Origin of the sequence: Acinetobacter sp. UBA991 (assembly GCF_002292065.1) — a bacterium.
Taxonomy (GTDB): Bacteria; Pseudomonadota; Gammaproteobacteria; order Pseudomonadales; family Moraxellaceae; genus Acinetobacter; species Acinetobacter higginsii.
The window spans coordinates 141,954-155,593 of the sequence record NZ_DBBF01000027.1 but is presented as its reverse complement, the minus strand read 5'-3'; the positions used below and the strand labels follow the sequence as shown (position 1 = coordinate 155,593).

Annotated in this window: 7 protein-coding genes; 1 reads left to right on the top strand and 6 read right to left on the bottom strand. The window is 41.7% G+C overall.

The window, feature by feature from the left end; genetic code table 11:
- Positions 1-225 precede the first annotated feature (225 nt).
- A complete protein-coding gene (locus B2727_RS11485; protein ID WP_033132958.1) occupies positions 226-1,683 on the top strand; it encodes a DASS family sodium-coupled anion symporter in 1,458 nt (485 codons plus the stop codon).
- A 108-nt stretch (positions 1,684-1,791) separates the two neighbouring features.
- Here the strand turns inward: B2727_RS11485 and B2727_RS11480 are convergent, their stop codons facing one another.
- From B2727_RS11480 to B2727_RS11455, 6 genes are all read right to left on the bottom strand, one after another.
- Positions 1,792-2,013, bottom strand: coding sequence for a hypothetical protein (locus tag B2727_RS11480; RefSeq protein ID WP_033132959.1), 222 nt, complete (start codon positions 2,011-2,013; stop codon positions 1,792-1,794).
- A 233-nt stretch (positions 2,014-2,246) separates the two neighbouring features.
- A complete protein-coding gene (locus B2727_RS11475; RefSeq protein WP_004653959.1) occupies positions 2,247-4,886 on the bottom strand; it encodes a bifunctional aconitate hydratase 2/2-methylisocitrate dehydratase in 2,640 nt (879 codons plus the stop codon).
- Between the two features lie 259 nt (positions 4,887-5,145).
- Positions 5,146-5,505 (bottom strand): hypothetical protein, encoded by a 360-nt coding sequence (locus B2727_RS11470; protein ID WP_005204329.1) that lies wholly within the window; start codon positions 5,503-5,505, stop codon positions 5,146-5,148.
- A gap of 102 nt (positions 5,506-5,607) precedes the next feature.
- On the bottom strand, positions 5,608-6,090 hold the full coding sequence (locus B2727_RS11465; protein WP_033132960.1) for a DUF4124 domain-containing protein: 483 nt from the start codon (positions 6,088-6,090) through the stop codon (positions 5,608-5,610).
- Between the two features lie 252 nt (positions 6,091-6,342).
- Positions 6,343-10,848: a translocation/assembly module TamB domain-containing protein gene (locus B2727_RS11460; RefSeq protein ID WP_033132961.1), complete on the bottom strand. Its 4,506-nt coding sequence runs from the start codon at positions 10,846-10,848 to the stop codon at positions 6,343-6,345.
- A gap of 48 nt (positions 10,849-10,896) precedes the next feature.
- Complete coding sequence (locus B2727_RS11455) at positions 10,897-13,611, bottom strand: autotransporter assembly complex protein TamA (protein WP_033132962.1); 2,715 nt, start codon at positions 13,609-13,611, stop codon at positions 10,897-10,899.
- Between the last annotated feature and the right edge of the window lie 29 nt (positions 13,612-13,640).

Here is a 13,640-nt window from a genome sequence, read left to right as displayed (position 1 = left end):
GATGCTTTCATATTTAATAAGGGATTTTAACCTTAAGCCTTATTTTCTCGTTTAAAAAAAATCATTCTTCACTTCATTGCGCTATATAACGCTGTTTCAACAAAACTTTCTTTGCAGTTTATTGCTCGCTTCAACGATAATAAAAGCTTAGTGGTTATTTTCTTTAACGATTCATTCATAAAGAACTATAAATTTTATTAAACCCGTACAACAAGGGGAAATTACATGGGATTTAAAGCTCTCCCGACGCTGATCTCTTTATTTATTGCATTAATTATCTGGTTCGTCATTCCTGTGCCTACAGGTGTTGATCCTGATGCATGGCATTTACTCGCAATGTTTGTCGGTGTGATTGCCGCCATTATTGGTAAAGCCATGCCGATTGGTGCGATTGCGATTATTGCCATTACATTGGTCGCCGTGACAGGTGTTACCAACGATAGCCCAAGTGGTGCCATTCAAGATGCGCTCAGCAGTTTTGCTAACCCGCTGATCTGGTTGATTGGTATTTCAATCATGATTTCTAAAGGCTTGCAAAAAACTGGATTGGGTGCACGCTTAGGCTATTTATTTATCGCAGTTTGGGGCAAGAAAACCATTGGTATCGGTTATAGCATGGTACTGTCTGAACTGATTCTTGCACCAGTTACCCCAAGTAATACTGCACGTGGTGGTGGGATTATTCACCCGATTGTACGTGCAATTTCTACCAGTTATGACTCTGACCCTGCCAAAGGCACCGAAGGTCGTATGGGGAAATTCTTAGCTTTGGTCAACTATCAAGCCAACCCAATTACTTCTGCCATGTTTATTACCGCAACCGCTCCTAACCCTTTGGTGGTTGATCTTGTAGCGAAAGCAACCAACAGTCAGATTTCCTTGAGTTGGAGTACTTGGGCACTGGCGATGTTATTACCAGGTTTAATTGCCTTGATCGTCATGCCGTTGATTATGTACTGGATGTATCCACCTGAAGTCAAAGAAACTCCGAATGCGGCTCAGTTTGCCAAAACCAAGTTAAAAGAAATGGGGCCTGTCAGCAAAAATGAAATCATTATGCTTGGCGTATTTGGGATTTTACTGCTGTTATGGGCAGGTATCCCTGCCATGATCTTCGGTTCAGCTTGGGCGGTTGATCCCACCACGACTGCCTTTATTGGTTTGGGCTTGCTACTGATTACGGGCGTATTGACTTGGGAAGATATCCTGACGCAAAAAAGCGCATGGGATACCATCACTTGGTTTGCTGCCTTGGTGATGATGGCGACTTATTTAAATAAGCTCGGTTTAATCACATGGTTCTCAGGTGTGTTAGAAACAGGGATTGGTCATTTAGGTCTTAGTTGGATGCCTGCCTGTTTATTATTGATGCTTGCTTATCTGTATGCACACTATATGTTTGCCAGTACCACGGCCCATATCACTGCCATGTTTGCGGCCTTCTATACGGCTGGACTGGCGCTGGGTGCACCACCGATGTTATTTGCCTTAATGATGGCAGCAGCTTCGAGTATCATGATGACCTTAACCCATTATGCAACGGGTACATCGCCTGTGGTGTTTGGTTCGGGTTACACCACTCTGGGTGAATGGTGGAAAGCTGGCTTTGTCATGAGTGTGGTCAATATCATCATCTTTGTGGTGATTGGCGGACTTTGGTGGAAAATGCTGGGTTATTGGTAGGATGATTTAGTTTAAAAAAAGCCCCTATCAAAGGGGCTTTTTTATGTATGTATTTAAAGAATACTAGGATTATAAGCCCAGACACCGAATAAAATGATAGCAGCTTCATTAATTAGGCTTGATGTCATAAACCCAGTTTCGTGCTTGTTGATCCGTCGTCGTTTCGCAGACGTAGTAATCTTGATGCCATGAGTCTTGATGGAAAATTTCCTTTTTGTGGTAGCTTACTTGTTTGCCATTTTCAATACAGATAAAACTGTCACCTTGATCTTTCACAGCTGAACCATTAAGAAATCCACCAATACATAAGAAGCGGGATTGTTTCGCCATTGAGTTGAATCTACTTTTAAATCATTCATTTTCGATGATTAAACGATGGATTATTTGAACTGTAAAGACAAAATTGCTAGACCATCTCAATTTAAATTACTGGATTCCTATATCACAGGATATCACTACAATTTTTTTGATGTATATCTTGGTTTTCAAATTTAGATTAATTAAAAATTATATAAAAAAATAAGGGCTGATTACTCAGCCCTTATTTTTAGCTCACTAAGGTATTAGGTTAATTGAGCTGCTTGGATTTTCTTGGTATCAACTTGATCAGCTTCTTTTGTATATTCGCTCATCTTGTCGAAGTTTAAGTATTTGTAGATGTCAGCAGAAGCGCTGTCGATTTGCGAAGCGTACTGTTGATATTCTTCTGGGCTTGGTAATTTACCAAGAACCGCAGCTACAGATGCAAGCTCAGCAGAAGCCAAGTAAACGTTCGCACCTTGACCTAAACGGTTCGGGAAGTTACGTGTAGAAGTCGATACACATGTTGTGTTCGGTGCTACACGTGCTTGGTTACCCATACACAATGAACAGCCTGGCATCTCTGTACGTGCACCAGCACGGCCATAGATGTTATACAAACCTTCTTCCATCAATTGATGCTCGTCCATACGCGTTGGTGGAGCCAACCATAAACGAGTAGACAATGAACCACCAGGTACTTTGTCAAGTAGCTGACCCGCTGCACGGAAGTGACCGATGTTAGTCATACAAGAACCGATGAATACTTCATCAATCTTGTCGCCTTGAACGTCGGAAAGAAGTTTTGCGTCATCTGGATCGTTCGGGCAGCAAAGAATTGGTTCTTTGATGTCAGCAAGATCGATTTCGTAAACTTTTAAGTATTCTGCATCAGCATCAGCTTTTAACAAGCTTGGGTTATCTAACCACTTCTGCATGTTTTCAGCACGACGCGCCATAGTACGCGCATCGCCATAACCTTCAGCAATCATCCACTTCAACATGGTGATGTTAGAACGTAAGTATTCAGCAACTTTCTCTTCAGAAAGTGTGATTGAACAGCCAGCAGCAGAACGCTCAGCAGATGCATCAGAAAGTTCGAATGCTTGCTCAACAGTCAAGTCATTTTCCATTTCTGATAAGTCAATCTCAAGGATACGACCCGAGAAGATGTTTTTCTTACCTTTCTTCTCTACAGTTAAGTCACCCGCTTGAATCGCGTAGTAAGGAATTGCATGTACAAGGTCACGTAAAGTGATACCAGGCTGCATTTTACCTTTGAACTTAACAAGTACAGACTCAGGCATATCAAGTGGCATAACGCCAGTTGCAGCTGCGAACGCAACAAGACCAGAACCCGCTGGGAATGAAATACCAATTGGGAAACGTGTGTGTGAGTCACCACCAGTACCAACAGTATCTGGAAGTAACATACGGTTTAACCAAGAGTGGATAATACCGTCACCTGGACGTAAAGATACACCACCACGGTTCATGATGAAGTCAGGTAATGTATGGTGAGTTGTTACGTCAACTGGTTTTGGATACGCAGCAGTGTGACAGAAAGACTGCATCACTAAGTCAGCTGAGAAGCCCAAGCATGCCAAGTCTTTTAACTCATCACGCGTCATCGGACCTGTTGTATCTTGAGAACCAACAGTCGTCATTTTAGGTTCACAGTAAGTACCCGGACGGATACCTTGACCTTCTGCTAAACCACATGCACGGCCAACCATCTTCTGTGCTTGGGTGAAACCTTTACCAGTGTCAGCAGGTTGTACTGGAGTACGGAACAATGTAGAAGGTGCAAGACCTAATTCTTCACGCGCTTTCGCAGTCAAACCACGACCAATGATCAAGTTAATACGACCACCAGCACGTACTTCGTCTAAAAGTACAGGGGTTTTAAGCTCAGCTTCTGCAATTTGTGCACCGTCTTTAAATGCAGTTACTTTTGCAGCAGCGTGATCAATTTTCAATACAACTTCGTCACCCATGTTCATGTTGGCAACGTCGATTTCTACAGGTAATGCACCTGCATCTTCCATTGTGTTAAAGAAAATTGGCGCGATTTTAGAACCTAAGCACACACCACCATCTTTTTTGTTTGGAATGTGTGGAAGTTCGTCACCGAAGAACCAAAGTACAGAGTTCGTTGCGGATTTACGAGAAGAACCTGTACCAACAACGTCACCTACGTAAGCAACTTGGTTGCCTTTCGCGATCAATTCTTTGATTTGGTTTAATGGACCAACTTCACCTGGTTTTTCAGGGTTAATACCGTCACGCTCGTTTTTCAACATTGCGTTTGCATGTAATGGGATGTCTGGACGGCTCCAAGCGTCTTGAGCTGGAGACAAGTCATCCGTATTGGTCTCACCTGTTACTTTGAACACAGTGATTTTGATTTCTTCTGGAACGTCAGCACGGCTTGTGAACCATTCTGCATCAGCCCAAGATTGTAATACTGCTTTAGCAGCAGCATTGCCTGCTTTTGCTTTGTCAGCTACATCATGGAATGCATCAAATACAAGAAGTGTTTTCTTTAACGCTTCAGCCGCTAATTCAGCAAGCTCAGCATTGTCTAGAAGTTCAACAAGTGGTGCTACGTTATAACCACCAAGCATTGTACCTAGTAAGTAAACTGCACGTTCTTTAGATACGAGTGGAGAGGTTGCTTCGCCTTTTGCAACAGCAGCTAAGAAAGCAGCTTTTACATATGCAGCTTGGTCAACACCTGCTGGAACACGATTTTCTAGTAAATCTACTAAATAAGCTTCTTCACCTGCTGGTGGATTTTTTAATAAGGCTACGAGTTCAGCAGTTTGAGCATCATCAAGCGGCTTCGGTGGGACTCCGAGTGCGGCACGTTCTTCAACGTGTTGGCGGTAAGCTTCTAGCACAGTGTTATTCCTCTTTTTTAAAAAATTACTTGTAAGTTCCAGCTTGCTACAAGCTTTACAAGTAATGTGGACAGCAAAATTTTACTAGACTTCGCGTTAAATGTTAATGCAACTACCGTATTTCTACGTGATGCCCATTATTTTATAGCGAAATGTTCATCCCTTGGAAATACCGCTTTGGTCTTAGGTTAAAGTCTAATAAAACAATAAATTACACCCATAAAAAAAGACAAACGGTGTTGTCTTTTTTATATACACATTAAAAAAGTTTATAGTTAGGCAGCTTGTCATGTGGGGTAACCAAGCATTCTTCCATAAACTGTTTCTTTAAATTCTCACGTAATGCTTCTGGATCTTTTTTCAGTTGATCGGCAGGAAGTGCATAAACTGTGTCCAAAATTTTAAAGATAAACTTACGTGTGGTCTCATCTTCAATCTTTGCCGCATATTCCGTTGCTTGTTTTTGCTCAATTCCATTTTGACGATCTAGTGTAATCGAACGTGCAGCGTTACCCACACTGACACAATAGCCATGCCATTGTTCTTCAGGGGTTAACGGCTTTTTCTCAGCACAACCAGCCAAAACTAAACCTATTGCAATAAACAAAACTTTTTTCATCATCATACTGCGGCTAATTTGATGCACACATCATACTGAAACTTGTTTATTTTGCAAAAGGAAGCCTTTAAAACCATGCTTTCCGTAATAAAAACATACAAATCATTTGCTACAGCGCATGTTATTGCCTAACTTTTGACACTTTCCTCCATTGGCAGACAGATATGTCGTTCCTGCGACGAGATTATAGGACTTACCTTTCATATCCCAACATCTGACCCCATTGCAGTTTTTGACGGCGATAAGCACGTCACTTGTCGCAGTAAGATTACTTGTGGCTGTTGTGGTCGTCGTTACAGGTTTGGTTGGTGTTGTTGCTGTAGTTGCAATCACTGTTGTGATTTTTGGCTCTTTCGGTGCCGTTCCAGTTTGAGCAGTCGGCTGTTGTACTGTGGTAGCGCTATTCTTTTTAACTGGATCGAGCTGAGGTTCTTGTCTCTGTACAGGTTGGGGCGTTGCTGAATAAGTGGTGACGCCTTTGGCATCGACCCACTTATAATATTCCTTGGCATTGACTTGGAGTGTCGAACTGAAGAGCACTAAGCCAAGCACTGCCCAAAGCTGACCAAAAGTGACAGATTTCATTTATTTCCTCCAAAAAATGTCATAAAATCGTTTATTTTCAATAGTTTATATTAATTCTATCACAATTCTTGTTTTCTAAAACCATCCGCTATGAAATCTGTTTAAAAATTCGCTCAGACCATTAACACATCTGTCCTCATTAATTTTTATGTGGATGCTTTTTTGGGAGGTTCAAGTAGTGTTACAACCATAAAAAAGAGGAACTATTTCAGCGAAATAATTCCTCTTTCTGATTCTAAACTAAACGTACAGTTAGAACCTCCAATTGTAGAATACGTCAATTGCACGTTCTAAGGACTGGCTTGCTTCCAGATATAAACGACGGTTCATCTGATAACGCAAGGTCAACTTATTCACTGGGGTAAATACACCAATACCATAACGAATAAAAAGATCAGGCGTAATATAACCTGTCAGACTCACCTGCGTATCATCACCTGTACCCTGTGCGTCCAATGCCAAACCACTCAAACCAAAGGTTCGACCAATCTGGTTGGTCAAGGCACGCGTACCGCCTAAGCCCATACTGATACCCGCAGCAGCAATGGTGTTATTCACGTCAGACTTAAAGCCTTCAGTATTACTTAAACCACTGTTACCTTCATTAATACGACCTGTGAGTAAGGCATTCAAGGCTTCTTGCTCAGACAAACCTGCATCGTTATAAATCTGAATATTCGGCACAGTGGCTGTACCTGTGACACGTACGCCGACCATACTACCTTGAACCGGTTTATTGGCATCAATATCCAACGTCGGGTTGGCCAATGGTCCATTGAAACGTGCAATCGCTCGATTCAAATCAAGACTTTGACCATAGGCTTCAATCTTCACTTTTTGACTGACACCAATCGCACCATTGGCACGCATTGCAGTTTCTAAACCACGTTGCGATAAGTGCAAACGACCGACCAATGGAATGGTACTTTCAAAACCTTGGAAAATAACTTGGTTGCCTAAAGTCACAGTCATATCGGCACGGATATCCCACGGTTTAGCCGCTTTTAAAGTCGCCAGCAAGTCTTGGCCTTGTTGAACCACACGTACATCAGGTGACAAGTTCACCACCGTTGCAGAACTTTCTGGCATCGAAATACGTGCACGTGGTACATCAATTTTCCCTTTCAGGCTTAATCGCTGATCAAAAGGATAAACATCCAAACTTAAATCAGGTTCTACAATCGCCGTGATCATCGGGGCTTGGCGTACCAATAGGTTGTCGCCTTTCAGGGTCAGATTTAAATGTGGGTCATTCTTCCAATCAAAATTACCCTTCAAACGCCCAACACCCTGACCACTATTAAATGCACCATCAATACTGGCAGATTGTTGACGTATTGAGGAATAAAGCTGGATATTGCTTAAATTCACAGGCAGAGAGATCATCGAAATTGCGCCATTTTTCAAGCGCATCTCACCGACAAACTCAGGTTGAGTCAAGGTTCCATTCATTTTACCAGCCAAAGCCAAAGTCCCTGACATTGAACGTACGTCTTTAATAAACGGCTTAAAGACTTTCAACTGCACATCATTAAATGCAACTTCACCGCGCATTGGCATATTGGCTTGATATGGGTTGACAATCACATTGGCATAACCGGTACCAATGTCAGGTGTTTTCATATCAACACGTAACAACAAACCTTCACTGATGCTTTTTGCAATCAGACTCAACTCATCATAAGTGACCGTTGTAGCAGGATCTTGTGGATCATCCGCCGCCAATCCGATTTCACCTTTCTGAGTGACTAAACGAGCATCTAGTTTCGGATGACTACCCTGAGCCCAAGATGCTTTGGCATAACCATTAAGCTGACCTGTGACCGCCAAACCTTCAGGCATAAATGCGGTAAAGTCTTTTAAGTCCAGATTTTTGGTAATAAAGGAGAAGCTACCTTTGGCTTTGCTAAGGCGTGCAGGCTGATCCAGACATAACTGACTGCTCGAACTCTGCCAGCAATGTTGACCAACATACAATTCCTGTTGCGCCGTGGTATAGATAATCGGCGCACTTTGGTTTTGTACCAAACTGATATTACGCGAAGTAAAGTTACCTTTTTGCAATTGGCCTAACCAGTCGTTCTTCGGATTAAAACCACCCGCAAGTTGCAGATAGAAATTCGATTGACGGTTTTTGCTCTCCACCTTCAACACATGTGCCTTGCGTGTTCCTGCCAAGTTTACTGTTGCTTGTTCAATTTCACGATTGCCATTACGCAAACGATCTAAAGTTGCAGTCAGTTGTGTTGGAGTGGTTTCAGAAGTCGGTAATTCACCTTGCACTTTTAATGAACGAATCGTCACCAAATCATTAAAGGCAAAATTATCAACCATCATATTCGCAGTTGCTTTTAGGCGTGGCTGCGACTGCACATTTAAGCTACCGTATGCACGACCACGTAAGCCTGGGTAAAGCTCATATAAGGCAGGTGCATTCAACTTAATACGTAAGTTTTGCGCATTGCCTGTGGCTTGCAACTGGTTCTGTGCATAAGCAAAGAATAAGTCGTTGGCTTCGAATTGTTGTGGCAAGAAACCTTCTTGGTTCGAATCAAGCAATAAACTCAGATTACCGCGACCACGAATTGGTTTGTTATTCAGGAAACCTGCAACATTGAGCTGACGGATATCAATACGTTTCAATTTATCGGACCAAACACCAAGTGTTTTAACTCGTCCAGAGACTTCACCTTTGACACTAGAAACAAAATACTGCGGCTTAAAACGTACCAGCGAGGCATCAATATCCCAGCCAAGTTTATCTTTGAGATTAACAGCACCCGTTGCATAGATTTTGCCTGCCACACCATCATGATTAAGTTCATTGATCTTGATGTAATCAGGCGTACCTGCAACCTTAATCTTTAATACGCCGTTACCTTGGTTTAATGCATTTAAAGAGCCATCATAATTGACTGCAAAACTCTTAAATCCACCACCTGCTTTTTCGTCATTAAACATCAAGGCAGCCGTACTTTTCCCTTTGAGGGCAATCGTTTCTGTTTTATTGTCTTGTGGTAATTGCCCTATTAAATCAATCTGTTCAAGCTGAATAATTTGTTGATTCGGTTTGGCAAAACCAGTTGCTTTTATTTCACCATTTAATAAGTTAATCGGTGCAGCAGCGGCAATTGTTTGCGGATTAAAATCCTGAGCTTTAAGCTGAGCTTGCCATGAAAGCTGTTGCTTTTCGTTAGGCAACTTAACTTTAGCCTGTCCCGACAAGCTGCCTTTTTCCGCCTCATAGCGGAAGCTTTCCACATCTAATAGATCGCCTTTTACATCTAAACGCGCATCATATTTTCCTGTTGGTAACAAAGCTTGTTCATGAGGACGAATCGTGGTTGTCAGATAGATGTCTTGCCGACCTTCATTTAAGGTCAGGTTAGTATGACCTTCTTCACTACTGAGCCAGCCAATATATGGCATAGCACGATCAATCCCTTTCCATGAAACATCCAGCAACATTGGTTGTGCTTTATTATCTTTTTCTTCCGCTTGGTCTAGCTTAACCGCCCAAGTTTCAAATTTATCAAATGCAAGTTGTGCGTTCAGCACCAAGCCTTTTTCCATTGAACCTGTAGAACTTAAATTCGCATCCAAGTTTGGTGGCAAGAAATCTTGTGCAATTTGCGGTACGGTTTTGTCTTTCGGATCCAAACGTTCTAAACGACCTTTAACATCCCAAGACACATGATCATGCCAGTTTACAAAACCCAGTAAGCTGACCACACCGCCCATCAACTGGCCATTAAACTCACGGATATTCAATTGGTGAGTTAAATCAGTATCCATCTGTGCTGTATATTGACCCTCCGGCACTTGCTCGCCTTTTAGGTCTGTATCCAACGTTAAAATCAGTTTTTGGATATCCCCATTAAATTTCGCAATACCATCCTTAACAAACAACTTTTGATCTTTCAGTAATGGCAAATGATAGTTTTTAAAGAATAACTCACCATTCATCGGTACATGATCACGAACTGGATGGACGACTGCCCAACCTGTGAGCAGGTCTGGGGTACGTGTTGCAACTCCTACTTTTAAGGTATCTAAAGAACCTCTAGCAGCAACTTTAATGACATCAATATCTAGGCTTTTGAGTGATGGAATAATCAGATCTGCTTTGGCATTGATTGGATATTTTCCACTAAAGTCCATTTCTCCCGTTGCATTTTGGACGGCCAAATACTCCATTTTCATGCGAGAGTCTTTGAACTTTAATTTTGTTTCTGACCATAAAGCATCTTTTAGATAGATATCGCTAAAATCGACTTTAGATGTTGTGGTTTGAAGTTGCAAATGGTCTAGGCTGGCTTCATCAACACGCAATACAAAAGGAAGTTTGATTGGATCAAATCCAAAAGGTTTACCTGATGGTGGTTTCTTATCAAGAATTTTTAGATTACGAACATCGGCATGGCTAAGGTGTACTTCTTTCTTAAGAATTGCTCTCCACCCTAAAGACACATCGGCACGGTCTAAAGAAACGTCAATTCCTTCCAGTCGTACCAACACATTTTTTAAGATAATGCCTGAAAGCAGATTACCGCTTTCATATTCGTATTTAATGGTTTTCTGGCTTTGAAGTACACGGTCTAATAGAAAACGGCTCCCCTTATCCGTTGACATCATCACAACCAAAGAGCTGACCAATAATAAAAGAATGATCAGCACAATCAGCACAACATTTCGAGCAATGCGCCGCGGTGGTCTTGGTTTTGTTGGAGGGGTAAGTTGCTGTTCTACTTCCGTCATAATCAACCCGAGATTGTTTGCCCTGATCAAACACAGGGCTAAAAAGTTTTAAAGCTGTGGACCAATAAAGAAATGCAATCGAATTGGATTGTTATCATTAGAAATACCAGATGCGATATCTAATCGAATTGGTCCAATTGGTGATCTCCAGCGGATACCTACACCCACACTATATTCTGTTGGGTTGCTAAATTGTTTGTCATACGCGTTACCGAAGTCCGAGAACACAGCAGCACGCCAGCCATCTTTAAATTGATAATTATATTCTATAGAGCCAACCCCTAAGGCTTGACCACCTATCTTATAGCCGTTTTCTTCAGGTGATAAGCTCTTATAGTCGAAACCACGCAAAGACTGATCACCACCAGTAAAGAAGCGCAAGTTATAAGGAACTTTATTAAAGTCATCGGTGAAAATATAACTTGCATCGCCACGACCGACAAATTGATGATTGTCATTTTCACCCAAGGAATAGATGAAGCGCCAACCTGCACTTACAATTGCCATATTGGCATCGGAGAGTAAAGATTCAGTCCCCAATTCGACTTTATAAGTCTGTTTAAATCCACGGGTTGGATTTAAACGGGTATTGGTATTGGTTTTTGATGCTTCATAACCCAATAGCAAAGATTCTTGCTCAGAATCAATTCCTGAAACTTTAAAAGCATCAGGTAATTCATCAACATTGACATCACCTTTTTTGGTGAGGCGGTCTAAACGATAACGTAAACCAAAAGTATGTTGCCAATCACCCAATGGATTCTTAATTACACGCTCACCACCCAGTACCGCTGATTCAACCAATAAGTTGACATCTGGACCAATATCGTCACGGGTTTCACGTTCATAACCGCCGACAAGGTTAAAGTAGTCATTTAATGGATGCTTATAAGGAATGCTATAACGACCATCAATCGATTGACGGATTTCTGAAACCTCAACGTTGGCATCGAAAGAATGCCCATATTTATTGACGATGGCACGGCGGTACTGAGTACGAATACGTGCACCCGTATCTGTCCCATAACCAATACCTGTTTCAAGACTATTTAAACGGTCGGCATTCAGCGTCACCACGACAGGAATTTTGCGTTCTACCCGTGCTTGCTCTTCGAGTTTTTGACGTTCTTCATCGTCATCATCATGTACAGGCGGCATTGGCATTGAACGAGCCAAAGCAGGTTGTGCAGGTTCAGCACCTGAAAATTGCGATTCATCCACGACATCCTGCGTCACTTCTTGCGCAGAGGTAATTTTTGCACGCGCAATATCTGCTTTTTGTTGACTGCTCATCAATTGTGATTCTTGCACACGTTGCTGATCAACCAAAGCTTGCAAGTCAGGTGGTAAATCAAGAGGCGGTTGAATGGCATCCGGCTTGATCGTATCAACCAAGGTATAGTTAAAATAACGCGAGTTGGTTAAGTTGTTCGCCAATGCATTGACACGCCAGAAGGCATAATCATCACCTTCTTTCCATGGTGCCAAACTATCTAAAACCTTCTGAGTGAGTGGCAAAGGCTTGCTCGGATCACTCATCCGATATTCAACTTGCTTTAATTTATAACGCTCACCTGTTTCATAATTTAAATTAATCTCGGCCGTTTTTTCAGGCTGACTAATTTTGACATCATGCAATCGCCAAAATGCATCAAAATAACCATTGTCTGAAGCCACCGTGGTGATTTTAGTTTTGGTTGCTTCATATGAACCATGATTAAAAATATCGCCTACATCTTGCTCTGGAATTAAGCGAATCACTTGGAATTGTGGTGTATTGGCGCCTGCACCAGTGAATTCAATATTTTGTTCTTTAATTTTAACGGGTTCATTTGGAACCACAATCACCTTAACTTTGCTGTCGCTCTCTTTTACAAAAGTATAAGTTGCATTGTAATAACCGACTGCCTGTGCTGCCTGATTAGTGAGTGCACGAAGTTGTGGTAAAGCGACATTAAATTCCTCAAATGATTCTTGAGTAAAACTTGAGAGCTTTGCCTTAATATTGAGGGCAAGAATAGGCGGTGCACCGCTCACATCCGCTGTAATACGTGGAATTTTATCGGTATTTAATAAGTTTTCTGGTCGGAAGCGATTTACAATTCGCTTAAAGAATCCAACTTTTTCCTGTGGTTGATCAGACTTAGGCTGCAAATCAGCTAATGTTTTACCTGTTTCATTGGCCTCAACCACAATTTTACTGTCTGCTTGAATCTCACCCATCAATTGGTCAATATTCAGCGGCGCTTGCTTGATTTCAGTCAGCTCCGTCTGTGATGCATCAGCAATGATAGGTTCAGGATTTCTTGCCGTATTTTCGCGATATGCTTGTGCTTCATTTTTCGCATCTTCAGCAACACGGAAGATTTCATTTGCCATACCTTGATCCACTGGAATCACAGGCAAATTTTCTAAATTGTCATCCAACTGAATCGGTTTCAATTCGTTAATTTGGTTAGTGGATTGTTCTTGTTCTTTTAATGCAGCCAAACTGTCTTGCCCAGGCAATACCCCTTGATCAGCAAGATTGATTGCTGGAACCGTTGGCGCTGCCGCTGCAACGGCTAATTCGACCGGTTGTTCCGTCTGTTCAGCTGCCTGATTTTCAGGCACAGTTGAATTTTGTTCTTGAGCATAAGCAACTGATATACAAGAACTAATTAAGAAACCACTACAAATAAGTTTAGGAAAACCCTGCATTTTAAAAATTAAATGCATAGAATGAACCAGTGTCGACTGTTTAAACTTCGTTTTAGATGACATGTAAAACTCTAAATTTGTTTTTTAATTTA